The sequence below is a fragment of the Streptomyces pluripotens genome (assembly GCF_000802245.2).
In the GTDB taxonomy this organism is placed as follows: Bacteria; Actinomycetota; Actinomycetes; order Streptomycetales; family Streptomycetaceae; genus Streptomyces; species Streptomyces pluripotens.
Genome location: NZ_CP021080.1, coordinates 2,948,118 through 2,973,344 on the forward strand (window position 1 = coordinate 2,948,118; position 25,227 = coordinate 2,973,344).

The following is a 25,227-nucleotide window of genomic DNA, read 5'->3' on the forward strand; positions in this document are numbered from 1 at the left end:
GTCAGATCCCCACATCGAAGCCGTCGGACCAGGTCTGCATCTGCTGTACCAGGCTGTCCCAGGCACCGGTCAGCAGCAGCGCACCGGTCACGATCATCATCGTGCCGCCGATGCGCATCACCCAGACATAGTGGCGCTTGATCCAGCCGAAGGCGCCGAGCGCCCTGCGGAACGCGACCGCAGTGAGGACGAAGGGCACTCCGAGGCCGAGGCAGTAGACCACCGCCAGCAGGGCGCCGCGCCCGGCGCTCGCCTCGTGCCAGGAGAGGAAGTTCACCGAGGACAGGGTCGGGCCGAGGCAGGGAGTCCAGCCGATGCCGAAGAGGGCGCCGATGACGGGCGCCCCCATCAGGCCCGCGGTCGGCCGCTTGTGGAAGCGGAACTCGCGCTGGGTGAACCAGGGCATGAGCCCCATGAAGAACGCGCCCATGAGGATCATGAGCACGCCGAGCACCTTGCCCAGTGGGTCCTTGTACTCCTGCAGGGTCGAGCCGAAGAAGCCGAACAGGGCCCCGCCGGAGACGAAGACGGCGCTGAACCCGACCACGAACAGGGTGGCCCCGGCGACCATGCGTCCCCGTTTGGCCTCGCCCAGGTCGGTCCCGGCGATTCCGGTGACGTAGGAGAGGTAGCCGGGGACCAGCGGGAGGACACAGGGCGAGAAGAAGGAGACGAGCCCACCCAGCAGGGCCACCGGCACGGCAACCAGCAGGGCTCCGTGGAGCACGGTCTCGTTCTGTGCCGCGAGCGTCAGCAGTGCACTCACGTCACTTCTCCGCGAGGACCGGCTTGAGCATCTTCAGCAGGGCCGTGTCGTCGAGCGGCTGCAGCGCCCGCGCGGCGATCTTCCCGTGCCGGTCGATGATGAGCGTGGAGGGGATCAGCTGCGGGTTGAGCGTGCCCTTCTTGAAGCGGAGCATCAGCTTGCCGGTCGGGTCGTACAGGCTGGGGTAGGTGATCCCGTTGTCCTTCTCGAAGGCGACCGCGGGGGTGGTGCTGGTGTCGCGGGTGTTGATGCCGACGAACTGCACGCCCTTGTCCTGGTACTCCTTGGAGACCTTGGAGAAGTACTTCGCCTCCTCCCGGCACGGCCCGCACCACGAACCCCAGACGTTGACGACGATGACCTTGCCCTTGTAGTCGGCCACGTCGGCGGTCTTGCCGTCGATGGTCTTGCCGGACAGGTCGGGGGCGGTGGCGCGTTGGCCCACGGGGGCCGTGTCGATGCCGTTGTCGCCGGTGACGAATCCGGTGTGGCCACCGCCGCCGGAGGTGCCGCCCTTACCGCACGCGGACATGGTCAGGGCCGCGACGGCGGCCACGGCGCTGAGCAGGACGGCGCGGCTTCGGGTACTCATGTGAAAAGTTTCGCATGCCTGTTCCGACGATCTCGCGCGCCCCCCTGCCGGGCGGAAAACCGCATTTCAGGGCGTATTTACACAGGACATTTCAGACTCTCGGGCGGCATGCGGGGACACTCGGGGCGCCTTAGGAAGCCGACCCCCCACCGGAGGCTCCGGCGCCGTGCAGGAATTCCTTCCACCCTCCCGCGGGCCGCTGCCCGACCTCCAGTGTGCGCAGCCTGGCGAGCACCTCGGGCTTCTGCGCGTCCATCCAGTCCACGAACTGGCGGAAGGAGACCAGCCGCACATCGGCACCCTTCTCCTTCTCCCGCGCGATGTGCTGGAAGGCCTCCTCGACGGAGTCCATGTAGATGCCGCCGTTCCACTGTTCGAAGTGGTTGCCGATGAAGAACGGTGCGCGATTTGTCCTGTATGCCCGCTCGAAGCCGGCGATGTACGACGCCGCGGACTGCTTCCGCCAACCCGGGTAGTTGGCGGGGGGTGCCTTGGTGGAGTTCACGGACTGGTTGGCGAGCATGTTGTAGTCCATCGACAGGACCTCGAAGGAGTGCCCCGGGAAAGGGATCTGCTGCAGCGGCAGGTCCCAGATGCCGAGCCGCTTCGCCGGCCACACCTGCCGGCCGCCCGGCGAGGAGGCGTCGTAGCGCCAGCCCAGCTCGCGCGCGGTGGGCAGCAGGTTGTTCTGGCCGAGCAGACAGGGCGTACGGCCGCCGACCAGCTCCTTGTCGTAGTCGAACGGCAGCGAAGGCAGCTCGGTCCAGCCGGTGTTGGTCCGCCACTGCTTCACGAACGCCTTCGCCTGCTGGATCTCGCTCTTCCACTGCTGCGGGGTCCAGTTGGCCACCGTGCCGTGACCGGAACAGAAGTGCCCGTTGAAGTGGGTGCCGATCTCATGGCCCTCCGACCAGGCCCGGTGCACATTGGCCAGCGTGGCCTTGATGTGTTCGTCGGTGAGGTAGCCGATGTCGGAGGCGCCACGCGGGTTGTTCGGGGGGTTGTACAGCCGCTTCTTCGACTCGGGCAGCAGGTACAGCCCTGAGAGGAAGAAGGTCATGCTCGCACCGTGCTCCTTGGCGAGGTCCAGGAAGCGCGGGAAGAGGCCGTTGCCGACCTCGCCGGCGCCGTCCCAGGAGAAGACCACGAACTGCGGCGGGGTCTGGCCCGGCTCCAGCGGCTCGGGCTTGGCCGGCTGATGCGGCTGCCTGCCCGTGAAGGAGGTGGAGCCGTCGCCGATGGGCCGGGCCGGATGCGCACTGCTCGCGCCCCCGCGCCCACCCTTGCCCTGACCGGCACCGTCCGGGCGCCCGGCGCCGTCCGACGGTTGGGAGCTGTCGCAGCCGACGAGACCGGCGGCCACCGCGCCCGCCCCGAGGCCGAGTACGCCCCTCCTGGAGAAGGTCCGGGAGACGGTGCGCATGGAAATCCCCGATCGTCGTACCTACTGGTGGTCACTCACTCAGAGGGACGCGACGATCGGGGAGGTTCCGCTATTTCTTATGTTTTTCGTAGTACTCCCGGTAAGAGGTCTTGAGTCATGCCAAACGGGCCGTCAGGCCCCTTGCTCAGGCGCCGAAGGCCTTGCCCTGGGCCGCACCCTTGCCCTTCTGCTGCTTGGCGCCTGCGCGCAGATGGGCCGGCACGAGATCGATGGCGGGCTCGCTGTAACCGACCGACACGATCTGGTCACCCTGGTAGGTGAAGGTCGTCAGGGAGGCCAGCGTGCACTGCCGCCTGCGCGGGTCGTGCCACAGTCGCCGCCGCTCCACGTACGACCGCACGATCCAGATCGGCAGCTGATGGCTGACCAGCACCGCCTCGTGCCCACGCGCCTGGTCCTTGGCCGAATTCAGCGCGCCCACCATCCGTACGACCTGGTCGATGTACGGCTCGCCCCAGGACGGCCGGAACGGATTGACGAGGTGCTTCCAGTTGTCCGGCTTGCGCAGCGCGCCGTCGCCGACCCCGAAGGTCTTGCCCTGGAAGACGTTGGCGGCCTCGATCAACCGCTCGTCGGTGCCCAGGTCGAGACCGTGCGTCTTGGCGATCGGAGTGGCGGTCTCCTGCGCCCGCTCCAGCGGAGAGGCGGCGACGTAGGTCACGTCCCGTGAGGCCAGGTGCTCGGCGACCCGATCGGCCATCTTCCGGCCCAGTTCGGAGAGGTGGTACCCGGGCAGTCGCCCGTAGAGGATGCCGTCCGGGTTGTCCACCTCACCGTGGCGCATGACGTGGACGACGGTGACGTCCTTCTTGTCGGTGCTGTTGCTCACGCCGTGGCCTCCGCAGCCGCCCGGGCCGCCGCCGGAAGGGCGTCGGCGATCATCTGGATGGCCCGCTCGTCGTGGGCCGTGGACACGAACCAGGACTCGAAGGACGACGGCGGCAGATAGACGCCGTTCGACAGCAGCGAGTGGAAGAACGCGGTGAAGCGGAAGGACTCCTGGCGCTTGGCGTCCTCGTAGGTGCGCACCTGCCGGTCGGTGAAGAACACCGAGAACATGTTGGAGGCGGTCTGCAGCCGGTGCGCGACCCCCTCCTTGCTCAGCGCCTCGGTGACCAGGGACTGGATCTGCGCGGAGACGGCGTCGACCTTGTCGTAGGCCGCCTCGTCGAGCAGCCGCAGTTGGGCGAGCCCGGCGGCGGTGGCGATCGGGTTCCCGGACAGCGTGCCGGCCTGGTACACCGGCCCGGCGGGCGCGAGGTGGGCCATGACGTCGGCCCGGCCGCCGAACGCTGCCGCGGGGAACCCACCACCCATGACCTTCCCGAAGGTCATGAGGTCGGGCGCGACGCCGTCGACCCCGAACCAGCCGCTCCGGCTGGTCCGGAACCCGGTCATGACCTCGTCGGAGATGTACAGGGCACCGTTCTTCCGGCAGGCGTCCCTGAGCCCCTGGTTGAACCCGGGGGCCGGCGGCACCACACCCATGTTCCCGGGCGAGGCCTCCGTGATCACGCAGGCGATCTCCCCCGGGTGCCGGTGGAAGGCCTCCTGCACGGCTTCCAGATCGTTGTACGGCAACACGATCGTGTCTCTGGCCTGGGCACCGGTGACACCAGGCGTATCGGGCAGCGCGAAGGTGGCCACACCACTGCCGGCCGCCGCGAGCAGCGAGTCCACGTGCCCGTGGTAGCACCCGGCGAACTTGATGACCTTGGACCGCTGCGTGAACCCGCGGGCGAGCCGGATGGCCGACATCGTCGCCTCGGTCCCGCTGCTGACGAGCCGCACCTGCTCCACCGGCTGCACCCGGTCGACGATCTCCTCGGCGAGCGCGACCTCGCCCTCGCCCGGCGTGCCGAAGGACGTACCGCGTGCGACGGCCTCCTGGACCGCGGCGAGGACCTCCGGGTGTGAGTGGCCGAGGATCATCGGCCCCCAGGAGCACACGAGATCGACGTATTCGCGGCCGTCGACGTCGGTGAGATAGGCCCCCTTCCCCGACGCCATGAAGCGGGGGGTGCCGCCGACGGCGCGGAAGGCGCGCACCGGCGAATTCACGCCGCCGGGCGTGACGACGGAGGCACGGTCGAAGAGCGCCTGGGAGCCGGGCGCATCGTAGGGATAGGGCGTTTCGCTCAGGGCACTCATGACGTGCGGCTTCTCCGGCTTTCTCGGACTCCGGTTGCGGGGTGACCTCCTCAGGGTAGGCCGCGCCCCGGCGGGGCAGCGGTCGGCCTCGAGATCAAAACGGCGCCATCCGCCATCTGCGAGACTGAGAGCTGATACACACAGCTCATACGCACGTAATGATCAGAGACCGGGAAGATCCCCCCGGACTGTTGTTCCACCGCACGTTTCGGCGTGCGGCCGTGGGGGAGGTCACTGACACGATGATCGGGTTGCGCGGCGGGGGCCACGCGTCCTAGAAAAGCAGTCGGGTGGAGATATGCATCGCGGTGGCGGACTGGGCGAGGGGACTGACGACCTGGGTCCTCGGCGTGCCCGGCGGGGAAGGCACCGGCGCGACGCGGAGGAAGCGACCGAAGCACGTCAGACTGACTCACGTCAGGCACAGGGTGTACCGAGCGACCCCGAGCGACACGACCGGCAGATCGACCGGCAGATCGACCGGCAACTGGACCGCTCTCTGGACCAGCAGGCGGACCGGCCTGTTGACCGGCGGGCGGACCGACCGCTTGACCGGCAGGCGGACCGGCCGGTCGAACGCCGGCTGGACTACCGGGTGGAAGAACGGGTGGACCGCCTGCGGGCGGGGAGCGGGAATGGTGGCCGGGTGGGGGTGACGTACAAGTACTTCGGCGCGCCGGACGGCGCGACCGCGGCCCGCGTCCCCATCTCGATGCGCCCCGAGGAACTCGGCGGCGACGAGTTGGGCATGAACGGCATGTTCACCAAGATCAAGCCAGAGACGATGGCCGCGATGGTGCTGACCGGCATCGAGGGTGTGCCCCTGCACAGGGTGCCGCCCCTCGAACTGGTCGTCCTGCACCCCGACTACGCGGTCGTCAGACTCCCCATGACGGTCGTCGACCCCCTGCGCGGCATCGGCGAGGAGGCGGTCGGAGCGGCGGCCTTCATCTGGTCGACGGTCCCCGACCGGGGTGGCCCGCGGGACGCGTTCAACGTCTACCAACTGCTGCACGAGTGGCAGGACTTCAGCCACCGGTTGCATGAGGCGGGGCATCAGCCGTATTGCCTTGTGTGGCCCTGAGCTGGGGTTTCTTGGGGCTTGGGCGGGGTCTTCGGGCCTCGCCCTTTTTGGTGCCGGGGCGGGGGCGTCAGGCGGCCAGGGCACATTGAGGGCACATCGGCTTTGCCGGGGGTGGTGATGTGCCCTGGGTTGCGGGCGGGCCGCCGTCGTCTTCCACTCCCTCCTCCGCCTCGGCTCCCGTTTCCGCTTCCGTTTCCGTGAAGGCGTCGTCGATCGCCTTGCGGATGCGGATCTCGCTGGACGGCAGCAGGTGCGTGTACGTCCGCAGCGTGAAGCCCGGGTCCGAGTGGCCGAGGTACTCGGAGAGCGCCTTGATGCTCTCCCCCGCGTCCAGGAGCACAGAGGCGTACGCGTGCCGGAGGGCGTGCATGCCGTCCTCCGGGGCCGCCCGGAGGTAGCGCGCACCGCGCTCGCGGGGAGGGATCACGCCGGCGGCGGCCAAGGCGCGCTTCCAGTCACCCATGTTGAAGACGCTGCGGTTGTACGCCCAGCTCTTCGTGTCGACGAAGAGAAGGCAGAAGGTCTTCGGCTCACTGCCCGGCCTGGCCCACGGGAGGGTGACCTCGACGGGCGGGAACTCCTTCATGTGAGCCTTGAGGGCCGAGGCGAGCTGAGCCGACAGGGGCACGGACCGGATCCTGTTGCCCTCGGGCAGGGCGAAGACGGGCTTTGTGCCGACGAGCCGCACCTGGCGGTTGACGTGGATCCAGCCGCCCTTGAAGTCGATGTCCTCGGCTGCGAAGCCGAACACCTCGCCCTGACGCAGGCCGCAGCCGAAGGCGAGCTTGCCGCCGGCCTGATCCGCTACCTGTACGACACCAGGAAGGCCAAGGACCACACCGACCCCCACCTGGTCGCCTCCTGGGACGGCTTCGCCCCCGACCCCGGCCGCACCGCCGACTTCAACGCCACCAAGAAACTCCTCGTCGCCGGCCTCGACCTGCACGTCAAGCAAGCCGAGCGCCTCGGCCGCGCACCGAAGCAGCATGTGTGGCACTGCTCGATCCGCGCCGCCGAGACCGACCGCCACCTCAGCGACGAGGAGTGGGCCGACATCGCCCGCCGTGTCGTCGCCGCCACCGGCATCGCCCCCGACGGTGATCCCGACGGCTGCCGCTGGGTCGCCGTACGGCACGCACCGGACCACATCCACATCGCCGCCACCAAGGTCCGTCCCGACCTACGCACCGCCCGCCACTGGAACGACTACCTCACCGCCGACCGCGAACTCGCAGCCATCGAGAAGGAGTACGGCCTGCACCAGATCATGCGAGGAGACCGCACCGCCGCCAAGCGCCCTACCCGTGCCGAGCAGGAGAAGGCCAAGCGCACCGCCCGCGAACGCCTGCGCACCACGCTCCGTACCGCCGTGGCCGCCGCCACCAGCACCGAGGAGTTCGTCCACCTTCTCCAGCACACCAACGGCATCCTCCTCGACATCAAGCACTTCCCGTCCGGGGACGTCCGCGGCTACACGGTCGCCATGGCCAACGACACGAACGGCAAGCAGCAGCCGGTCTGGTACTCCGGCTCCGAGCTCTCCCCAGACCTGTCCTTTCCCAAGATCCGCAAGCGCCTCGACGCCACCGAACCGCAACCAGTCCCGCGCAAGACCAACCCGTGGCACCAGGCCACCGCCGCCGCGGAACGCATCCCCCATCGCCTGAGCACAGTGAAGACACAGCGGCCCAAGCCCACGTGGCTGCCTTCGGTGAAGCCCTCGACGCCCTGCCCCTTCGCGCACCCCAGGCAGTTCAGCCCCAACTCCGTCAGGCAGCCGAGGCGTTCGAGCGCGCCACTCGCTCCCGCATCCAGGCCGAGACCAGCACGCCCGCGCCCTGCGCGGCGCCGTGCGGGCCATGGTCCGCGAGCCCGCCCACAAAGACGGCGCTGGCGGCCTTACCGCCCCCGGGCCTCGGTGAGTGCCGTCACCAGCACGTCCAGGTCGCCGGTGTAGACGATCACGTCCTCGTCGTCGGCCGGAGGGGCGAAGCGGGCGAAAAAGTCGTCCAGGGCTTCGGGGGTGACGGTCAGCGCGTTGGCGTCCTCGCGTGCGTTGCGCTCGGCCAGGCGCCGCAGCAGCTCGTCGCGGTCGGCGGGGAGGTAGACCACAACGGGCAGGCCACCCGCTTCGCGGGCGGCCTGCCGCCAGACGTCGCGCTCGGCACGGCGCCACAGGCCGTGGTCCAGGACGACGTCGTTGCCGGCCTCGATCTCCTTGATGAACCGGTCCCGGGTCGCTTCGACCACGGGCCGTTCGCGCTCGAAGTAGGTGTGCTCGGGGTAGTCCACGCCGTACCGGCCGTGGAGGCGGTGGACCTCTTCGTCCACGGACAGCCTCAGGTAGCCGCGGGCGGCCAGGGCCTGGGCGACGGTGGTCTTTCCGGAGCCGGTGAGACCGGCCAGGAGTACGGCGAGTGGCACGGGGGGCTTCCTTCCGCGACATGCTGTCCGCGCGTGCGAGCGTTGCCTGTCAATCCTGGCCGCTGTGGGCATGCGGACGCCAGGTGGTGAAGATGTTGCGGGCCTCGGAGGGCCAGCTGAAGGGCATCCGGTCCAGACTTGCCCGGCGGAAGGCGAACCGCGGATCGCTGGTGTTGATCACGCCGCCGTGCTGGCCGACGTGGGCCAGCAGGCGTCCGGCCTCGTCGCGGACGGCCGGGGTGTGCTCCTGCCAGGTGCCGGTGGTGAAGTGCTGGACCCGTCGGCGAAGGTCGTCCAGGACGCCCGAGCGCCACTTGAAATGGTGAACTGCGCAGATGCGGTCCGCGTCGGGCCGGTGGCCCGGAGAGCGGTGGTTGCCGGAGGAGACGGTGACGTCGTGGCGGGCGAGGACGATCTTCCTCGGGTCACCGTGCAGAAGCCGGTGGGTGAGGTGGCCGCCGAGGGGATAGGCGAGATCGAGGCCGCCTTCGGGCCGCCAGCCGGTCAGGCGTCCGCTCGCGGCGACGCGGTCGAGCATCAGACCGCCCACCACCCGGTGTCCGGACTTGTCGGCCTGGGCGATCACCTCGTTCAGCGGGGCGGGGTACTGCTGGAACTCGTCGGCGTCGGCCAGCAGGTGCCAGCCGGGACCGGCCCGGTGCCGCAGGGCGTCGCGGAGCTGGGTGTTGGTGTGCTCGTGCCACGGGCCGGTGCTGGTGCTGGTGCCGGTGGGGATGATGCCCAGCTCGCGGGCGGCGGCCTGGAGCTCATGTCGTTGCCGGTCGGGTACGTGGTCGGGGAGGTGGAAGGCAATCAGGAACCGTTCGACGCCCAGCCACCGGTAGTGGCGGGCCCAGGCGGCCAGCAGCGGCGGCTCGACGGGGCCGACGACGGCGATCAGCGCGGGAGGCGTGCTCGGCATTCAGGACTCCTTCGTGCGCAGGGGAGCGAAGGTGCGGGTGAGGAAGTCGGCCTGCTCGGCGGCCGACCGCATCCCGAACAGGCCCGGGGCCGCCGGTCCGGGCAGTGGGGGTGGCTGGCGGATGACGGTGTGCAGGGCGTCCGCGAGGGCGTCCGGGTCGCCGGCGGGGAACGTCAGGGCCCAGGGCTGGCCGTGCAGGCGGGCGGTGAGGGCGTCGTCGTGTTCGGAGATGACCAGGGGGATGTCGAGGCGGGCGGCGTCCATGACGAGTCCGGACTCCTTTCCGGTCCCGGGACGGCGGGCGACGAGAGCGGCGTCGGCGGCGGCGTACACGAGCCGCAGCACTGACTCGCTGACCGGACCGGGCACGGTGTGCACCCGCAGATCGGGCAGGGACCGCCATCGCTCAACGACGGCCTCGTCGAGCGGGGAACCGGTGACCACCAGGTGCAGGGGCTCCTTGAGCCGGTCCAGGGCGGCGTCGACGACGGCGATGTCCTTGTAGGGCCACCAGCCGCCGACCAGGCACACCACGGCCTCAGAGGCGGGGATGTCGAACGCGGCCCGGCCTCCGTCGCGTTCGGCGTCGCTCAGGCAGCGGCCGTCATCGACCGCGAAGGCACCCACCACCGCGGGCAGGTCAGCGAAGGTCGCGGCGAACTGATCGCCAACAGCCTGCGTCGGGTACACGGCGATCACCCTTTGCTCGCCCCGGCGGGCGAGCCGGCCCAGCAGCCGCACCACGGCGTCCTCAGTGGTGACCGCCTCGTGGACGAACCGCAGGTGCGGCTGCCCGCCGAGGAGGGCGGCGGCCCCGTGCAGGGCCTCGCTCGCGGTCAGGATCACCACCGCGTCGGCGCCGGGCTCCAACCGACGAGCGGACCGCAGGGCGGACGCCTCGGCCAGGCAGCGGGCGAGGAGGGTGATCTGGTGCGGCACCCTCCGCAGACGGCCAGGCCAGCGGCGCGAACAGAGGACCCGCTGCCCGGCCGAGGAGAGCCCGGCCGCCAGCCGGGCGAAGGCCCCCAGCACGGTTGCCGCCGCCCCGGCCGGTGCGGTCACCAGCCCGGCGTCCGCCTCGCGCAAGGTACGTACCACCTCGGAGGCGATCCCGTGCGGTGCGATGACGAGGCTGCCGGGCCGGGCCTGGGCGAGGGCCACCAGCGTGCGCTGGTGGTGCCCGCCCAGGCGGTTCGCGTACGGCTCGATGAGTACGAGCGGGCCGGTCATCCGGACACCGCCTGGTCCCCGTGGGCGGCGGTGAACCTCTCCCGCAGCCAGGTGGGGTCGTTGAGGTGGTCGAACTGCTGCGGGTCACGCGCGGCCTGGCGGGCGAAGGAGACGCCCTCCCTGGCCCCGGCAGCGGCGTAGGCGGCGAACTCGCCGCTGCGGCTGAGCATCCAGGCATCGACACGCTGGTGGGCGTCGTCGTCGGCCATGCTGTGCTCGCTGCCGCGGGCGAGCATCGCGCACTCGCGGAAACCGGCCTTCCAGGTGTGGAAGGGGCTCTGGTTGAACCGCGTGATCCCGGCAGCGTGCTCGGTGAATTCGATCCGCCCGGGCAGAGCGGCAAGTACGTCCACGGCCTCGCCCATATCCCGCAGAGCACTGCGGCGGATCAGCTTCAAGCCGCCGTAGCCGTAGGTCAGACCGTTGACCGGGTTGACCGCCCGCCACACCCGCATGGAGACGCCCTCCTCCAGCAGTTCGACGGTGGCCGGATCGAAGTCGGTGTCGATGGCGAAGTCTCCGTCGGCGAGGAAGAACTGCTCGCGCTCGACGACCTCGGCGCACAGCCGGTAGGCCCGGCGCATCCCGTGGACCCCGTGCAGGCGCTTGACGGTGCCGCCCATCGTCCGCTGGAGCCGGGAGTGCAGGGAGTTGGCCATCGGCTCGTCGTACGACAGGAACACGGCGTCGAAGCCGGTCACGAGATCGCCTCCAGGTAGCGGGCAGCGACCAGGGCGGGGGCAAAGTCGGCAGTGGAGGCGTGCGCCCGCTTGGCGTGGACGGCGTGGAACTCGTCGTCCGTGGCCAATCGCTCGGCCAGGGCGACGGCCTCGGCCGGGGTGGAGAAGCACAGCTCCGGGTCGACGTGCTCAGCGAGCCAGCCCAGGCGGGGCGAGATGACCGGAAGGCCCATGCCCTGGCAGTCGATCACGCTCATCGACCATGGGCAGCCGGGCCTGAATGGGGCGATGCCGAAGCGGGCGCCGGCCAGCAGGTTCTTGTAGCGGACGCGGTCGGCCCGGTCGGAGACGACCTGCACGTGCGGCAGCGCGGCGAGCCTCTCGCGCATCTTCTCGGGGCTGTCGTCCAGACCCTTGCGCTCGGCCCGGCGCTGCCCGAACAGGTCCATCACCCGCAGCCGCACCGCACCGGAGTCACTGAGTCGGCGGGCCAGGTCCACGAACTGCTCGGTGCCGTAGTGCGCGTACAGCCGGTGGTTGTAGACACCGATGGCGCCGACCGTGCCGGAGGCAGCCTGAACCGTGGCGGGATCGCGGACCAGACGCTCGTCACGCGGTGCGGGCACCACCCGCAGCCGGTCGCCCAGGTCCACCGTCATCCGGGCAGCGGCGGCCGACACCCACGAGGTGGCCGTGGCGGAGTGGACCATCACCCGGTCGCACGCGGCCAGGCCCGCGGCGAACGCCAGCAGCACAGGCCGCCCGAGCCCCGCGTCGTCCAGCGACGGGTCGAGCAGCATCTGCCCACCGCCCGCGAACGAGAACGGCAGGTAGTGGCAGTACCCGGCCAGCAGCGCATCCGACCCGGCCTCCAGCAGAGCCGTGCGGACAGCCGGGGCCTCCTCGATCTGGTTGGCCACCACCACATCCGGCTTCTCCGAACCGATCAGGGCCACCAACTCGTCGATGTCCGCGGAGAACCGGGCCCGGTACTTCGTTCCGGGCACCTTCGTCCGGTGGAATCCGCAGCGGGCATCCCCGGCCGCAGCCGGGGCCGCAACGGTCACTTCCGCCCCGGCGTCGGCCAGGGACGGGGCCAGCAGATCCGCGAAGATCCACCCCGAATCCGCCGACAACCGGTCGGGGTTGGAGATGTTGAGCAGGTACAGCACGCGCATGGTTGCTTCGCCTCCCTCATCCGCCCGGGGGTCGATCCGGGCAACTGAGGGAAGGAAAACGGCGACGCACACCGTGACGGGATGATGAACTTGGATCACTCACGGTTCATTCATGCTCACTGACCATGACGCGGGGCAGGTCTTTCGATGGACGCGCACAGCGAAGAGATCACCGTCGAGCAGGCGGCCGAGGACTTCGCGGCCGAGGTAGCCAGATGGCGGGAAGTACGCGGCATGTCCAAGCGGGCATTAGCGCTGGCCATGGGCTTCGACCCGTCCTACGTCAGCCACGTCGAGTCCGGCCGCCACAAGCCCACCGAGGAGTTCGCCAGGCTCGCCGACGAGCACCTGAACGCCGGGAAGGCGATTTGGCGGCGCTGGTGCGACTACGAGCAGGCCCGCACGAAATCCAGGCGCCAACCCACGACCCCACCGGCCCAGCGCAGGCCCGAGCAGCCGTACGCCACCGGGTCCGCCCTCGTCGTCGAACACGACGCCGCCCGCCTCCAGTACGACGGCCACTCCTACCGGCTCACCATGAGACGGCTCCTGCGGAACACCGGCGACGACCCGGTGACCCGCTACCTGATCCGCGTCTCCGTCGACCGCTACCCCGGCGACCCCGAGCAGTCCAACGCCCACTACCGCGTCCACCCGCTGACCTGGGACGAACTCGCCCTCACCGCCACCTGCCGCGGCGAGGCGATGCGCTGGCAGGCCAAGCACGACCGCGACGCCTTCAAGGAGGTCTGGCTGCTGTTCGACAACGAACACGGCCGCTTCCCGCTCTACCCCGGCGAGTCCGTGTGGATCGAGTACGCCTACACCGTCGGCGACGACAAATGGGGCAACTGGTTCCAGCGGGCCGTCCGCCTGCCCACCGAACAACTCGAAGTCCAGCTCGCCTTCCCCGCCGCCCTCGACCCCGTCGTGTGGGGCACCGAGACCTCCATGACCGCGGAAGCCTCACCCCTGCGGACCCCGCCCGTCCGCAGCGACGACGGTGAACTGAGGCAATTCACCTGGATCACGACCACGCCCGCCCTCCACGCTCGGTACCGTCTTGAGTGGAGGTTCCGGGCACGGCCCGAACACAACACGGAACAAGGGGACTTCAGGTGATTGACGTGCGGCCCAGCCAACAGATGCGCGACCTCGGAGTCGTCCAGCACGGCGCCGGCATCCTGGCCGAACCGGCCCGCGCCTTCACCCTGCCCGCCGAGCGCGACGAGGCCGAGCGCATCACCGACGAACTGTTCGCCGCGATGGAACGGATCGGCCAGGTCCACCCCTTCGCCAAGGGCATGGGCATCGCCGCCCCGCAGATCGGCATCGGCCGCACCGCCGCCGTCGTCCAGCCGCCCGGCGACACACCCGCCGTCATCCTGCTCAACCCGAAGATCACCGACCGCTCCGACGAACTGGACGAGCAGTACGAGGGCTGCCTGAGCTTCTTCGACGTCCGCGGCCTCGTCCCCCGCCCCCTGAAGATCACCGTCGAGACCACGACCCTGACCGGCGAGACCATCACCACCGTGTACGAACGCGGCCTCGCCCGCCTCATCCACCACGAGATCGACCACCTCGACGGCCTGCTCTACACCGCCCGCATGCGCACCGGCGTCGCCCCGATCCCCGTGGAGGAGTACCGGCAGACCGGCAGGGCCTGGGCATACGAGCAATAGTCGGGACAGCACCTTCTGGACTGACCTGGCAGATGTCGACCAGTCCGGGCAGCAGGTCAGCTGGCTCCGGCTGACTCCTCAGGCAGCGCAACGGGACGCAGCACCGTCAGGGAATCTTCCTGACTAGCGACCATTGTGAAGGGGAACCTGTCCACCTGCAGGCACAGGTCGACATCGTCGGGGTGAACGCCCTGGTATCCACGTCGAACCCCGTCGTCGAGATCGGTGGCTGCCCAGGAGGTTCTCGCACGGTGGAGAAACGGGGCTGCCTCAGCATCGACTCCGGCGAGACGCTGACCGATGTATTCAGCGCAGGCCAGGTCCTCAGCGGCCTGGCCATCGTCGCCGGTGATCACGAACGTCACCGGCCCGGAACCATCCATCTTCAGAAAGCGCGCTGTCGCACCGGCCACGACGAAACTCGCGCACAGAACCAGCGGCGCGCTCGAAACGGCCAGCGCGCCGACGGTTCCGGCCGTCGTCTTCTGCACCAGAGTGCGACCGGCCAGATCGAGTGACCTGATCAGACCGGGCGAGTTCACCGTGTCGAAGCCCGTTGCTGGGGCACCGTCCTTCAGGGCCAGCCAGCCCGAGCAATTCTCCTTCAAGGCCAGCGCCTCGGCGTCGGACGGGGCCAGGACGATCTTCTCTGCACCCCGCGAAAACGCCCAGGCAGCCACGGTGAAGGCCCGCATCACGTCGACGACAACAGCAACGCGCGGAACGTCCGTCAACTCCGGGATACCGACGAAACGATGATCCATCCAGTCATTCTCGTCGGCGCCACATCGCTCTCGCCATGGGTCTGCCCAGCGACCCAGTCTCGGCCCATCTGAACCATCTGGATCGCGGATGTCCCGTCACATCGAGCCGCGGCTTGTCGCACCGGTCTTTGCGTGAACCTGCGCCACGAAGGGCGGGACTGGTTTGAGAGTGAGATGGTGTCCGCTTGGGCACGGGACCTGGGCCTGGCCCCTCACGCGTGCGGCGCCATCGGTGACAGCAGGTCCGACCTGCCGCTGTTCGCGTCCGTCGGACTGAGCGTGGCGTTCAACGCCTCAGCAGCGGCTTGGGCGGCGGCAACGACTGCGGTGGACGCCGGTGACCTGCGTACGGTGATTCCCACCCTGGCCCGCCTGCTCTCGGCCCCCGACCGATGACCAGGGAAGGCCGCAGGCCACGAGGGCACATCCAGGGCACATGAGCCTGGGAAGAGGCGTTGAACCATGAGAACTTCCGAGAGGAGTTTTCCCAGGTCAACGCACATTTCCCTGCGAAATCCGAGGCCAGCGCCCTCCCGTCACCAGTCGCTGCACGAGTGGCAGGACTTCTCACACCGGCTGCACGAGGCGGGGCACCAGCCCTACTGCCTGGTGTGGCCCTGAGCGGGGTTTCTTGGGGGTCGAGCGGGGTCTTCGGGGCCTCGCCCCTTCCGTGCCTGGGAGGAGCCTTCAGGCGGCGAGGGCACATTGGTTTTGCTGGGGGCGGTGATGTGCCCTGGGGCTCTCCGGTTTCCGACGGCGGCGCGCCTGTGAAGGCGTCGTCGATCGTCTTGCGGGTGCGGGTCTCGCTGGACGGCAGCAGGTGTGTGTACGTCCGGAGCGTGAAGCCCGGGTCCGGGTGGCCGAGGTGCTCGGAGAGCGCCTTGATGCTCTCCCCCGCGTCCAGGAGCACAGAGGCGTACGCGTGCCGGAGGGCGCGTGCATGCCGTCTTCCGGGGCCTCTTGGAGGTACCTCGCCCCGCGCTCGCACGGAGGGATCACGCCGGCGGCGGCCAGGGCTCGCTTCCAGGCACCCATGTTGAAGACGCTGCGGTTGTAGGCCCGGCCCTTCTCGTCGACGAAAAGCAGCCGGAAGGTCTTGGGCCGCGCCTGGCTGATCAGCGTCGGGCGCCCATGTGGAAGGTGCGTCGGGAGCGTGGGCCACTGCTGCCGACCAGGATCGTCCAAGGCGGCCAATCGGGCGCGGTGCTGGAAATCGCGCCGGGCGAACTGCACGTCGGTCAGGACGATCCATCGGTCGGCGGCGAAGAGCTTCGCCAACGTGGACAGCCGTGGGAACAGGTTCGGCTGGTGGATCGCGCACACCCCGCCCGACGAGCGGACATGGGACAACTCAGGTGCTGATGAGGCGGCTGTCGAAGCCGGCTCCCAGGAGACGCTCGTACGCGTCATACACATCCCCCGGTACGTGCTGCTCGACGGCGAAGCCGAGCTTCGGGTACTCGATCACCCGTTGCAGGTCCCCGACAAGCATGTCGACGACGAGCTTCTCGTCGCCGATGGACTTGATGTAGTCGTCCAGTTCCAGCGGCTCTGAGGCACAGACAACCTCTGCCTCGGGCCACAGCTTGCGGCAGGTCGCGTACGAACGGCGCTCCATGTACGGCTTGGAGATCAGCAGCAGCGACTCGACCGCGATGCCGGCCTCGGCCAGCAGCTCGCGGGAGAAGGTGATGTTCTGGCCGGTGTTGGCCGCCTTCGACTCGACCAGGATTGCTTCGTCCGGAACGCCCAGGCTCAGGGCATGCTCGCGATAGTGGACGGCCTCGCCGCGCGGGAAGCGGGCGCGGGTGGTGGGGCTGTTGCCGCCGCTGAAGACCACGACCGGGAAGAGGCCGGCACGGTAGAGGTCGGCGGCTGTGGTGGCCACGCCCAGGTCGTGGCTGCCGAGGCCGATCGCTGCCGAGCAGGGCCGCTGCTCGTGGCCCATCTGGTGGTAGTTCCAGATCAGCGTCGCGTCGTGGAACTGCTCGTCGGTGATCTGGCGCTGCTCGTGCTGCGGCACTGGCACTCCCTGGCTCATCCCTGCTGGCCTCTTCGGATGCTCTCGATGCTGCGCAGCTGGTGGCTCAGCCCGTACTGCCGAGCCACCTGCGCCGCCTGATCGAGGTCGGACAGCCCATCATTCCGGGCCGCCGCGTCCGACAGAAGGATGTGCCCGTAGGCGGTGTCCAGCCGCACCCGCTGCATCGGGGGAGTCGACCGTGCCGGTGGTGCGCGCGATGTCGATGCGGTGCAGGGCCTACTTCAGGTCGCCAGCGCCTCGGTGAGCCAGGGCCAGCTTTTGGTGGGCGACCGACCAGTCCTCCGGCTCGCCTAGGTCCTCGAAGGAGCGGGTGGCCTCGATCATGACGCCGGTCGCGTACTCGTTGTCGCCCTCCTTGTTCAGCGCCGTACCCACCCAGAGCCGGGCCCTGGCACGATCGTGCGTCGTGGGCCCGCCCCTTCTCGTCGGCGAAGAGAAAGCGGAAGGTCTTCGGCCCGCCGTCCGGCTTGGCCCAGGGCAGGGTGACTTCGACCGGCGGGAGCTCCTTCATGCGGGCGCTGAGCTCTACATCAGTACTCGGTCAGGTCAATGAGAACGTCGGCGTGCGGGTCATCGGACGGTCGATGCAGATGGGGATTATCCAGGTACCCCGGAGACTGGACAGCCCCCAACAAGCTGGGCCCCGTACGCGGCAACGGCACATCCACCCCCCACACTTCACGTTCAGGCGAGTTGATGTAGAGGCGGAGTGTAGACGCCGAACGCATCAGGAATCCGAGCAGGAACGGCTCGCCCTCGTCATACACCTCAGCCAACTGCCGCAGCACCTCCACGGCCTGCGCCTCCTGCCCCAGGGGCACAGGCGGCATCTTCTCCCCGTCCAGGCGCACATGATGCATACCCATCACCTCCTTCACCTCGGAGCTGGAGTACAGCTGCAAGCCGTTCACTACCTGAGCGAGCACGCCCGGGACCGCCGCAGGCACCATCCCGAACGGCAGCTCGTACAGGAAGTCGATCCCTTCCGTCCCTTCACCGCAATGCACAGCCACCCGCAGCCCCTCCGGCCAAGGCGGGCAGCCACGCATACGGCGCGACAGGACATGCGGTGTAGTGCAGGAGAAGACGACACAGTGCCGCCTGCTCCTGCCTCTGCTCGGATGCGGTGAGAGCTTCGCCCATGCTGGACACGTGTTTCCTCGCTGGTTGTGGCAGTACTCCGTGATGACGCCGATGGTTTTCCCCTCCCGGCGTCGTACACACCATCGAGGCTCTTCCTGGCCTGCCACACCACGACGGTGATCTGGGCCGGGCGAGAGTGGGGGACACCTGTCTCCTTGGCTGGGCGGGGAGTTCAGCAGCCGCCGGAGGAGGCGGCCGGAACGCCGACGCCGATCTGGAGGGTGGCCGGGGCGCCGCAGCAGCCACCGCCTTCGCCGACCTGGGCGACGTCGGGGTCGTCGTAGAGGCCGGCACCACCACACACACCGCTCTCCGGCAGGGTCAGCTCGACACGCTCGGCGGCATCGCGGTCGCCGGCGATCGCGGCGGCGATGGAGCGGACCTGCTCGTAGCCGGTCATCGCGAGGAACGTGGGCGCTCGGCCGTAGGACTTCATGCCGACCAGGTAGACGTCCTGCTCCGGGTGGGCGAGCTCGTTGACGCCGTGCGGGTAAACGGTGCCACAGGAGTGGACGTTCGGGTCGATCAGCGGGGCCAGTGCGGTCGGGGCCTGGAGGCGTTCGTCGAGGCCGAGACGGACCTCGGAGAGGAACGACAGGTCGGGGCGGAAACCGGTCAGCACGATGACCTCGTCGACCGGGTCCAGGCGGCGGCCGTCCTCGGCGACCAGGACGAGCCGGTCGCCGTCACGTTCCACAGCCTGTGTGCGGAAGCCGGTCACCGCACTCGCGTGGCCGTCGTCGACGGCCGCCTTGGCACGCAGGCCCAGGGCGCCTCGGGCGGGGAGTTGGTCGGCCTCACCGCCGCCGAAGGTGTTCGCGCCGATACCGCGCCGCAGGACCCATGCCATACGTGTGCCGGGCTCCTCCTTGGCCAGGTCGGCAAGGTAGGCCAGCGCGGTGAAGGCGGATGCGCCGGAGCCGATGACCGCGGTGCGCTTGCCCGCGTACCGGGCCCGAACCCCCGGGTCCCGCAGGTCGGGCACGCGGTAGGAGATGCGGTTGGCCGCCGCTCTCTCGCCGAGGGCGGGGAGCCCATCGGCGCCCATCGGACCGGGGATGGACCAGGTGCCGGAGGCGTCGATCACAGCGCGGGCGGCGATGCGCTCCTCGCGACCGCCCGCCAGCTCGATGTGCACGGTGAAGGGCTGCTCGTCGCGGCCGGCGTCGACAATGCGGTCACGGCCGGCGCGGGCGACACCCGTCACGGTGGCGCCGTAGCGGATCTTGTCGCCGAGGACGCCGGCGAGCGGCTGCAGGTACTGCTCGGCCCACTCACCGCCGCTGGGGTACGTCGCGCCGTCGGGGCGCATCCAGCCGACGGCGGCGAGGAGCTTCTCAGCCGCTGGATCGATGACCTCCTCCCACGGGGAGAACAGTCGCACGTGTGCCCAGTCGCGCACGGCGGTGCCGGCGGAGGGGCCGGCCTCCAGGACCAGCGGTTCGAGGCCGCGCTCAACGAGGTGGGCGGCGGCAGCGAGGCCGACGGGGCCTGCGCCGATGACGACAACGGGCAACTGGCCAGTGGCGGATGCGTTCACGGTTCCCTCTTCGTTTCGACGTTTGTCGATGGCTTATGCGGTCAGCATGGCACCTGATTCGATGAGCGTCAACATAGACATTCATCGAAACAAACCCCGCACCCCCACCCGTCGACCGAGACCCCTCGCTCGCCTGGTTCGACATGTGTCAACATAGATGCATGTCGAACACCAAGGTGCTGCCGCTGGTCGAGCCCCACTCCGACGCCGTGGCGCCGTGCTGCCCGCCGCTCACCGAGCGCCGCTTCACCGCGGACGAGGCCGAGACGGCCGCGCGGATGTTCAAGGCGCTGGGCGACCCGGTGCGGCTGCGGCTCTTCTCAGCGGTGGCCTCGCACGAGGGCGGCGAGGCGTGCGTGTGCGACATCTCCGACGTGGGCGTCTCCCAGCCGACCGTCTCCCACCACCTGAAGAAGCTCAAGGAGGCCGGCCTGCTGACCTCCGAGCGGCGCGGCACCTGGGTGTACTACCGGGTCGAGCCATCCGCGCTGGCCGCGATGGGCACGTTGCTGACCATCGCGCCGGCGGAGGCCTGACCTCGCCCCCGGGAGTACGCCCGGTCGTGGAAGTCGCCGTCCACGGTGACGGCGGCGGTCCACACCGAGGGCTGTGGGTCCTTACGTGCGCCACCGCCCTGTTTGACGCCCCGCCCAGGAACGCACACGAAATGTCACTGACCGTGGAGGACTTGGCACCTACCCGAGCGAGGCAGCGATGTCACGAGCGGCTTCCCGAGCCGGCCGCCCGACCCCGATCAGCGTGGCCGAGGCCGGCCCGGTCCAGTCGCCGTAACCGAGCAGGTGCAGGCGTGGCTCGTCCACGGCACGCGTGCCTTCGACAGCGATGTGACCACGGCAATCCCGCAGCCGGAGCGGCGCCAGGTGGGACAGCGCCGGCCGAAAGCCGGTGCACCAGATGATCGCGTCTGCCTCGGCGCACGTGCCGTCGGCCCATTCGAGCCCAGTGGGAGTGAGCCGCGTGAACATCGGCGCCGACCTGAGCAGGCCCCGGTCGCGGGCTTCTCGGACCGGCGGTACGGCGACGACGTCCCCGAGTGAGGCGACACCGCCTGTGTCCGTGCGTCCTTCGTCGAGGGTCCGCCGGCGGGCGGTCGCCACGTCGAACAGAACGCGTCCGTCGACGTCGTCGGGGAGGAAACGGAGAGCCCGCTGCGTGACCCAGGTCAGCTGGGTGTCGTAGGCGAGGTCGGCGGCAATCTGGGCGCCGGAGTTGCCGCCGCCGACCACGATCACACGGCGGCCCGCGAAATCCTGCGGTCGCTGGTAGTCGACGGTGTGCAGTTGACGGCCGCCGAAGTCTCCGCGGCCTGCGATCGCGGGCAGGAAGGGGCGCCACCAGGTGCCGGTGGCACTGATCACCGCTGCCGCCGGCCAGGTGCCGGAGGCGGTCTCCACCCGCAGCAGTCGACTGTCCCGGTGGATGCCAAGGACGCGTACGGGCCGCTCAACGGGCAACTCGTACCGCTTCTCGTAGTCGGCGAGGTACTCCACCACGTGCTGCGCGTCGGGGTAGGTCGCACCGTTCTGCGGTGGCATGAGGCGACCGGGCAGGGAAGAGTACGCGGCCGGGGAGAACAGGCGAAGCGAGTCCCAGGCGTGCTGCCAGGCGCCTCCCGGAGCGGCCTGGGCGTCGAGGATGACGAAGTCGACGCCCAGGCGGCGCAGGTGATAGCCGGCGGCAAGCCCGGCCTGGCCACCCCCGATCACCACGACCGGAGCCGTCCGCGTCATTCGGTGACTTCCCGGCCGGGCATGAACACGAGCGCCACCAGCGCCAGTCCGACCACAACTCCGACAAGCTGCATGCCGATGAACCCCGCGACCGAAGCCGGCGCAATGCCGGCGAAGGTGTCGGTGAAGGCGCGGCCAATGGTCACCGCTGGATTGGCGAAGGATGTGGACGAGGTGAACCAGTACGCAGCACCGATGTACGAAGCCACGGCCACCGGCGCGAAGCGCAGGCGGTCGGTGCGGGCCAGGCCGAAGATCAGCAGGATCAGTCCGGCGGTCGCGACCACCTCGCCCAGCAGGAGATGCCCGGCGGATCGGTCGTGGGTGGACCACTTCACGAGCGGTTCGCCGAACATCGCATCGGCCAGCACCGAGCCCGCGACCGCACCGACGATCTGAGCAGGGACGTATACCGCCGCCTCGCGCAGCGTGACGCCGGGGCCGCCGCGTCGGGCCGTCCACCACTCGGCCAGGGTGACGGCCGGGTTGAAGTGCGCACCGGAGACGGGGCCGAACAGGGCGATCAGGACGCCGAGCCCGAAGACGGTGGCCGTGGAGTTGGCCAGCAGTTGCAGCCCCACGTCCTTGGTCAGTTCCGTGGCCTGGATGCCGGAGCCGACCACGATCGCGACGAGCGCCGCCGCGCCGACCAGTTCGGCGGCGGCCTTGGCGAGCAGCGGAGGACGCCGGGGCGGAGTCGCGCCCGGAGCGGGCTGCGGCTCGGCGGCGGGGGCTATGGGGGATTCCCCCGTTCTGCCGTGCTGGGTGGCCTCGGTGGCGGTCAACAGGAACTCCTCGGTGCAGGTGTCGCCGTCAAGGCGGGGGATCAAGGGCAGGACCGCTTCACGCGGTGCTCGGCGGTGGCACGCGCGGTCTCCGCGAGGTCGGCGAACTGACCGGCAAGCGAGGCGATGACGTCGGGCTTGAGTCGGTAGTAGGTGAACCGGCCGCACGGCTCCGTCTCCACGACCCCCGCCTCACGCAGCACCTTCAGATGGTTGGAGAGGTTGGTCTGCTTGGCCCCCGTCTCCTCGATCAGGTGCGTCGTGCAGAGCGTCTCCTCGGCAAGCAGGGTGACGATCTGGAGGCGGAGCGGGTCCGCGAGGACCCGCAACAGATCAGTGTCGACTGACGTCAGCATGGACTGATACTTTCACATCATTCCTGGCTGATACCAGCCTGGGCTGATCTACTGACGAAGGAAGAACCGATGCCCTCCAGCCCGCTCGCCTCCGTGCTGTTCGTCTGTATCCACAACGCCGGGCGTTCGCAGATGGCCGCCGGCTTCCTCTCCCACCTCGCGGGTGACCGGATCGAGGTCCGCTCCGCCGGCTCCGTGCCCGCAGACCAGGTCAACCCGGCCGCGGTCGAGGCGATGAGTGAGGTCGGCATCGACATCGCCGACCAGCAGCCCAAGATCCTCACGACCGAGGCCGTCCAGGGGTCTGACTACGTCATCACCATGGGCTGCGGCGACGCCTGCCCGATCTTCCCCGGCAAGAGGTACCTCGACTGGGCCCTGGAGGACCCGGCGGGCAAGGGCGTCGAGGCCGTCCGCCCGATCCGCGACGAGATCAGGAAGCGGATCGAGGCCCTGATCGCGGAGATCGACGCCGAGCGAGAGGCGTGACGACCGCGACGGACAGCGGCACGCGCGAGGGCACGTCCAGGGCACATGAGCCTGGGAAACGGTGAGCCCGGGGCCAGGGAGGGTCCATAGCCCAGGCCCAGGCCCAGGCCCGGGCCCGGGCCCGGGCCCGGGCCCCTGCATCGTGCAACCAGGCCGGGGAAATCCGTGCTCAGCCTCCGAAGTGACCGCGCGTACAGGTGGTTTGCCGCGAACCTCCGGGAACGGGACTCCTCTGCGGCCGAGCTCACGACACGCCCTGACCGGCGGTCAGGGAATGCGGCCACGCCCCCCGTGCGGGCTTCATCTCGGGGTGCGTCTTCCGGGTCATACGGAAGCAGCCCGGCTCCACGCAGGAGGAGGTCGCCGAGCAGGTGGAGGTCTCGCCGGACACGGTCGCGGGGTGGGAGACCGGGCGACGCCCGCTCACGGCTGTGCCCGTCGGCCAGATGCTCGTGCACCGCCGCCGGCGGGTGCAGCCGGGCACCGCTCCTCCCCTCCTTCGAGTCCTTCGAGCCCTCGAACCGGCCCTTGAAGCGGACCTCGTCCTCATCGAGCGCGCTCGATGAGGACGCCTCCGCCACGGAGAGTCCAGTGGTCGGCGTCGTTTCCCCGGCTCATGTGCCCTGGATGTGGCCTGGCCTCAAGGGGCAGGGCGGTGGGCGTCGCCTATCTGGCGCCTCGGCGCCGGTCGGCCGTGCCCATGACGGGTGCCCAGAGCCGGTCGGCGTCACCGGCGGCAAGGCTGCCTTTGTAGACGTCGATCTTGCGGTCGATGAGCTTCAGGTTCTCCTGCATCTCCGCCAGCTTGGCCAGCACGTCGGCACGGTGGGCCTCCAGGAGGGCCAGGCGTTCCGCCTCGTTGCCCGGTCCGGCGGCGACCAGTTCGGCGTACTCACGGATGCCCCTGATGGGCATGCCGGTGGCGCGCAGCTTGGTGCAGATGACGATCCATTTGAGGTCCAGCTCCCGGTACCGGCGCCGGCCACCGCTGGTGCGGTCAACGGGACTGATGACCAGGCCGGCACGCTCGTAGTACCGGAGTGTGTGCACGCTCACTCCGGTGAGGCGGGCTGCCTCGGCGATGGTCACGCCTTCCGCGGGCAGGGTGCTGAAGCGCGCCTTCGGCCCGACGGCATCGGATGCTGACTGCGGTTTGGTTTCGAGCACGCTCCAAACCCTAGCGTCGTGGCCATGACTCCATCAGTGCTGTCTCCAGCCGCGGCCCCCGAGTTGAGCCCGCGCCGCAAGACCCTGGTGCTGGCGATCTGTTGCGCCAGCATCGTCGTCGTGGTGATGGATACCCCCATCGTCAATGTCGCTCCGCGATGGGCACGCCCGCCAGGTCTTCCAGGGCGAGCCGCGCCCTGCCGCGGCAGTCTGACCACGCGGCCGCGGTGTGAGTGGAGTTCCGGCCGGTCCTCAGCCCTCGCCCCGGTGGACGACGGTGAGGTGGCGGTCGGGGCCGGGTGTCTCGATCTCGTCGACCGCTGCGACGGCCAAGTCCTCGGCACTGATCCAGGATCGACCGTCGGTACCGGTGAGCAGGGTGTCGCCGCCCCGCAGGTAGCGGCCGGTCCGCGCACCCGGTTCCAGTAGCGCCGGCGGACTTAGGTAAGCCCAGTCAGCGCCGGCGTGCGCCTGGCAGGTGCGCAGTTGGGCGATCCCCGCGGTGGCGACGGCCCTCCACTGGGCGGGCACGTACACCGGGTCGTCGGCGACCAGCAGTTCCTGGCCGCCGGGGCTGCGCAACGTGCCGGCGCCGCCGACCACGAGGAGACGGGCCCCCAGTTCCGCAGAGACGTCCAGCGCAGTACGGGTGACGCCGATCAGGAACGCCTGATCGACCGGTTCGGTCCGTACCGTCAGCACGATGGCGTCCGGGACGGCGCCGCCGGCGGCGGAGCCGGCGAACGCCTCGCGTACGGCGGCCGGGTCACGCGCGTCGACGGCGATGGCCGTCAGGTCCGGGCCCGCGTCCAGGTTCGCGGGCTTCCGGGACAGGGCCAGCACCCGGTGTCCGCGAGTACGGGCCTCGTCGATCACCCGGCTGCCGACCATCCCGGTCGCGCCGAGCACGGCGATCGTCAGGCTCGTGCCCAGCTCCCTCCAATCCGCTCTCCCTGAACGGGGCGTCCTCGAACCGACAGCCACTGATTCCACCGCCACTGATTCCACCGTCCCCCAATCCGCCCTTGCTGA

At 69.7% G+C, this 25,227-nt stretch carries 26 protein-coding genes and 4 pseudogenes; 8 read left to right on the top strand and 22 right to left on the bottom strand.

From position 1 onward, the window contains the following. Position 1: 1 nt before the first annotated feature. The 5 genes from LK06_RS13105 to hemL all read right to left on the bottom strand — a co-directional run bounded on the left by LK06_RS13105 (position 2) and on the right by hemL (position 4,944). Positions 2-766 (bottom strand): cytochrome c biogenesis CcdA family protein, encoded by a 765-nt coding sequence (locus LK06_RS13105; RefSeq protein ID WP_039651024.1) that lies wholly within the window; start codon positions 764-766, stop codon positions 2-4. A 1-nt stretch (position 767) separates the two neighbouring features. Further along, entirely contained in the window at positions 768-1,358 is a 591-nt protein-coding gene (locus LK06_RS13110) for a TlpA family protein disulfide reductase (protein ID WP_174673859.1), read from the bottom strand. A 130-nt stretch (positions 1,359-1,488) separates the two neighbouring features. After that, positions 1,489-2,781: a polysaccharide deacetylase family protein gene (locus LK06_RS13115; protein ID WP_039651022.1), complete on the bottom strand. Its 1,293-nt coding sequence runs from the start codon at positions 2,779-2,781 to the stop codon at positions 1,489-1,491. 145 nt (positions 2,782-2,926) lie between these two features. Further along, entirely contained in the window at positions 2,927-3,586 is a 660-nt protein-coding gene (locus LK06_RS13120) for a histidine phosphatase family protein (RefSeq protein ID WP_234367602.1), read from the bottom strand. Positions 3,587-3,627: 41 nt separating this feature from the next. After that, complete coding sequence (gene hemL / locus LK06_RS13125; protein WP_039651171.1) at positions 3,628-4,944, bottom strand: glutamate-1-semialdehyde 2,1-aminomutase; 1,317 nt, start codon at positions 4,942-4,944, stop codon at positions 3,628-3,630. Between the two features lie 592 nt (positions 4,945-5,536). On the opposite strand from hemL, the gene LK06_RS34305 reads away from it, so the two are divergent. Beyond that, on the top strand, positions 5,537-6,037 hold the full coding sequence (locus tag LK06_RS34305) for a hypothetical protein (protein ID WP_234367603.1): 501 nt from the start codon (positions 5,537-5,539) through the stop codon (positions 6,035-6,037). A gap of 67 nt (positions 6,038-6,104) precedes the next feature. Here the strand turns inward: LK06_RS34305 and LK06_RS13140 are convergent. After that, positions 6,105-6,836: pseudogene (locus LK06_RS13140) on the bottom strand (tyrosine-type recombinase/integrase); the annotation flags it as partial. On the opposite strand from LK06_RS13140, the pseudogene LK06_RS13145 reads away from it, so the two are divergent. Continuing rightward, positions 6,795-7,929, top strand: a pseudogene (locus LK06_RS13145) (relaxase/mobilization nuclease domain-containing protein); the annotation flags it as partial. The pseudogenes LK06_RS13140 and LK06_RS13145 overlap by 42 nt on opposite strands. A gap of 7 nt (positions 7,930-7,936) precedes the next feature. Here the strand turns inward: LK06_RS13145 and LK06_RS13150 are convergent. From LK06_RS13150 to LK06_RS13170, 5 genes are read right to left on the bottom strand one after another with little or no spacing between them, the layout of a single operon-like run. Beyond that, on the bottom strand, positions 7,937-8,461 hold the full coding sequence (locus LK06_RS13150) for a P-loop nucleotide/nucleoside kinase family protein (RefSeq protein ID WP_043431922.1): 525 nt from the start codon (positions 8,459-8,461) through the stop codon (positions 7,937-7,939). Positions 8,462-8,510: 49 nt separating this feature from the next. Beyond that, positions 8,511-9,383 carry a glycosyltransferase family 2 protein gene (locus tag LK06_RS13155; protein WP_043431921.1) on the bottom strand — a complete coding sequence of 291 codons (873 nt, stop codon included), beginning with the start codon at positions 9,381-9,383 and terminating at the stop codon, positions 8,511-8,513. Further along, on the bottom strand, positions 9,384-10,613 hold the full coding sequence (locus tag LK06_RS13160) for a glycosyltransferase (RefSeq protein ID WP_043431918.1): 1,230 nt from the start codon (positions 10,611-10,613) through the stop codon (positions 9,384-9,386). Beyond that, positions 10,610-11,314, bottom strand: a complete 705-nt coding sequence (locus LK06_RS13165) for a hypothetical protein (RefSeq protein ID WP_043431917.1) — start codon at positions 11,312-11,314, stop codon at positions 10,610-10,612. The genes LK06_RS13160 and LK06_RS13165 overlap by 4 nt, the downstream gene beginning before the upstream one ends. Beyond that, positions 11,311-12,471: a glycosyltransferase gene (locus LK06_RS13170; RefSeq protein WP_043431914.1), complete on the bottom strand. Its 1,161-nt coding sequence runs from the start codon at positions 12,469-12,471 to the stop codon at positions 11,311-11,313. Before LK06_RS13170 ends, LK06_RS13165 begins: the two co-directional genes overlap by 4 nt. A 147-nt stretch (positions 12,472-12,618) precedes the next feature. On the opposite strand from LK06_RS13170, the gene LK06_RS34050 reads away from it, so the two are divergent. Further along, positions 12,619-13,593 carry a helix-turn-helix domain-containing protein gene (locus tag LK06_RS34050; RefSeq protein ID WP_078858679.1) on the top strand — a complete coding sequence of 325 codons (975 nt, stop codon included), beginning with the start codon at positions 12,619-12,621 and terminating at the stop codon, positions 13,591-13,593. 5 nt (positions 13,594-13,598) lie between these two features. Then, positions 13,599-14,156, top strand: a complete 558-nt coding sequence (locus LK06_RS34055) for a peptide deformylase (protein ID WP_234367402.1) — start codon at positions 13,599-13,601, stop codon at positions 14,154-14,156. A 56-nt stretch (positions 14,157-14,212) separates the two neighbouring features. On the opposite strand, the gene LK06_RS13185 is transcribed toward LK06_RS34055, so the two are convergent. After that, entirely contained in the window at positions 14,213-14,920 is a 708-nt protein-coding gene (locus LK06_RS13185) for a 2-phosphosulfolactate phosphatase (protein WP_043431912.1), read from the bottom strand. A 174-nt stretch (positions 14,921-15,094) separates the two neighbouring features. Here LK06_RS13185 and LK06_RS13190 point away from each other — a divergent pair, with 174 nt between their 5' ends. Next, the gene (locus tag LK06_RS13190) at positions 15,095-15,316 is read left to right on the top strand and encodes an HAD hydrolase family protein (protein ID WP_052318815.1); all 222 of its coding nucleotides are present in this window, start codon (positions 15,095-15,097) and stop codon (positions 15,314-15,316) included. A 298-nt stretch (positions 15,317-15,614) separates the two neighbouring features. Here LK06_RS13190 and LK06_RS35245 read toward each other — a convergent pair. The 5 genes and pseudogenes from LK06_RS35245 to LK06_RS13220 all read right to left on the bottom strand — a co-directional run. Further along, positions 15,615-16,336 (bottom strand): annotated as a pseudogene (locus LK06_RS35245) (WbqC family protein); the annotation flags it as partial. Further along, positions 16,272-16,961: a YdcF family protein gene (locus tag LK06_RS13210; protein WP_052318814.1), complete on the bottom strand. Its 690-nt coding sequence runs from the start codon at positions 16,959-16,961 to the stop codon at positions 16,272-16,274. The pseudogene LK06_RS35245 and the gene LK06_RS13210, both read right to left, overlap by 65 nt. After that, positions 16,958-17,363, bottom strand: a pseudogene (locus LK06_RS34315) (hypothetical protein); the annotation flags it as partial. The pseudogene LK06_RS34315 and the gene LK06_RS13210, both read right to left, overlap by 4 nt. Positions 17,364-17,494: 131 nt before the next feature. Beyond that, positions 17,495-17,977, bottom strand: coding sequence for a hypothetical protein (locus LK06_RS13215; protein ID WP_043431905.1), 483 nt, complete (start codon positions 17,975-17,977; stop codon positions 17,495-17,497). Positions 17,978-18,279: 302 nt separating this feature from the next. Then, positions 18,280-19,647 (bottom strand): FAD-dependent oxidoreductase, encoded by a 1,368-nt coding sequence (locus tag LK06_RS13220; protein WP_039651016.1) that lies wholly within the window; start codon positions 19,645-19,647, stop codon positions 18,280-18,282. Positions 19,648-19,808: 161 nt separating this feature from the next. Between LK06_RS13220 and LK06_RS13225 the strand changes: the two genes are divergently transcribed. Then, positions 19,809-20,183 carry an ArsR/SmtB family transcription factor gene (locus tag LK06_RS13225; RefSeq protein WP_039651014.1) on the top strand — a complete coding sequence of 125 codons (375 nt, stop codon included), beginning with the start codon at positions 19,809-19,811 and terminating at the stop codon, positions 20,181-20,183. A 159-nt stretch (positions 20,184-20,342) separates the two neighbouring features. On the opposite strand, the gene LK06_RS13230 is transcribed toward LK06_RS13225, so the two are convergent. From LK06_RS13230 to LK06_RS13240, 3 genes are read right to left on the bottom strand one after another with little or no spacing between them, the layout of a single operon-like run. Further along, a complete protein-coding gene (locus LK06_RS13230) occupies positions 20,343-21,398 on the bottom strand; it encodes an ArsO family NAD(P)H-dependent flavin-containing monooxygenase (protein WP_039651013.1) in 1,056 nt (351 codons plus the stop codon). Then, entirely contained in the window at positions 21,395-22,183 is a 789-nt protein-coding gene (locus LK06_RS13235; protein WP_039651166.1) for an aquaporin, read from the bottom strand. The genes LK06_RS13230 and LK06_RS13235 overlap by 4 nt, the downstream gene beginning before the upstream one ends. Positions 22,184-22,224: 41 nt before the next feature. Beyond that, complete coding sequence (locus LK06_RS13240) at positions 22,225-22,539, bottom strand: ArsR/SmtB family transcription factor (protein ID WP_039651011.1); 315 nt, start codon at positions 22,537-22,539, stop codon at positions 22,225-22,227. Positions 22,540-22,608: 69 nt separating this feature from the next. On the opposite strand from LK06_RS13240, the gene LK06_RS13245 reads away from it, so the two are divergent. Beyond that, positions 22,609-23,028: an arsenate reductase ArsC gene (locus tag LK06_RS13245; RefSeq protein WP_039651009.1), complete on the top strand. Its 420-nt coding sequence runs from the start codon at positions 22,609-22,611 to the stop codon at positions 23,026-23,028. Between the two features lie 326 nt (positions 23,029-23,354). After that, a complete protein-coding gene (locus tag LK06_RS13250) occupies positions 23,355-23,594 on the top strand; it encodes a helix-turn-helix domain-containing protein (RefSeq protein WP_234367605.1) in 240 nt (79 codons plus the stop codon). 100 nt (positions 23,595-23,694) lie between these two features. On the opposite strand, the gene LK06_RS13255 is transcribed toward LK06_RS13250, so the two are convergent. Together LK06_RS13255 and LK06_RS13260 are read right to left on the bottom strand one after the other, a co-directional pair. Continuing rightward, positions 23,695-24,195, bottom strand: a complete 501-nt coding sequence (locus LK06_RS13255) for a MerR family transcriptional regulator (protein WP_052269835.1) — start codon at positions 24,193-24,195, stop codon at positions 23,695-23,697. A 252-nt stretch (positions 24,196-24,447) separates the two neighbouring features. Further along, positions 24,448-25,104 carry an NAD(P)-dependent oxidoreductase gene (locus tag LK06_RS13260; RefSeq protein WP_234367606.1) on the bottom strand — a complete coding sequence of 219 codons (657 nt, stop codon included), beginning with the start codon at positions 25,102-25,104 and terminating at the stop codon, positions 24,448-24,450. Positions 25,105-25,227: the final 123 nt, after the last annotated feature.

Coding starts and splice junctions, on each gene's coding strand:
- LK06_RS13110 (WP_174673859.1), bottom strand. CDS start 1,358: ATGAGTACCCGAAGCCGCGCCGTCCTGCTCAGCGCCGTGGCCGCCGTC.
- LK06_RS13115 (WP_039651022.1), bottom strand. CDS start 2,781: ATGCGCACCGTCTCCCGGACCTTCTCCAGGAGGGGCGTACTCGGCCTC.
- LK06_RS13120 (WP_234367602.1), bottom strand. CDS start 3,586: ATGCGCCACGGTGAGGTGGACAACCCGGACGGCATCCTCTACGGGCGA.
- LK06_RS13155 (WP_043431921.1), bottom strand. CDS start 9,383: ATGCCGAGCACGCCTCCCGCGCTGATCGCCGTCGTCGGCCCCGTCGAG.
- LK06_RS13160 (WP_043431918.1), bottom strand. CDS start 10,613: ATGACCGGCCCGCTCGTACTCATCGAGCCGTACGCGAACCGCCTGGGC.
- LK06_RS13170 (WP_043431914.1), bottom strand. CDS start 12,471: ATGCGCGTGCTGTACCTGCTCAACATCTCCAACCCCGACCGGTTGTCG.
- LK06_RS34050 (WP_078858679.1), top strand. CDS start 12,619: ATGGACGCGCACAGCGAAGAGATCACCGTCGAGCAGGCGGCCGAGGAC.
- LK06_RS13185 (WP_043431912.1), bottom strand. CDS start 14,920: ATGGATCATCGTTTCGTCGGTATCCCGGAGTTGACGGACGTTCCGCGC.
- LK06_RS13190 (WP_052318815.1), top strand. CDS start 15,095: ATGGTGTCCGCTTGGGCACGGGACCTGGGCCTGGCCCCTCACGCGTGC.
- LK06_RS13210 (WP_052318814.1), bottom strand. CDS start 16,961: ATGAGCCAGGGAGTGCCAGTGCCGCAGCACGAGCAGCGCCAGATCACC.
- LK06_RS13225 (WP_039651014.1), top strand. CDS start 19,809: ATGTCGAACACCAAGGTGCTGCCGCTGGTCGAGCCCCACTCCGACGCC.
- LK06_RS13230 (WP_039651013.1), bottom strand. CDS start 21,398: ATGACGCGGACGGCTCCGGTCGTGGTGATCGGGGGTGGCCAGGCCGGG.
- LK06_RS13240 (WP_039651011.1), bottom strand. CDS start 22,539: ATGCTGACGTCAGTCGACACTGATCTGTTGCGGGTCCTCGCGGACCCG.
- LK06_RS13245 (WP_039651009.1), top strand. CDS start 22,609: ATGCCCTCCAGCCCGCTCGCCTCCGTGCTGTTCGTCTGTATCCACAAC.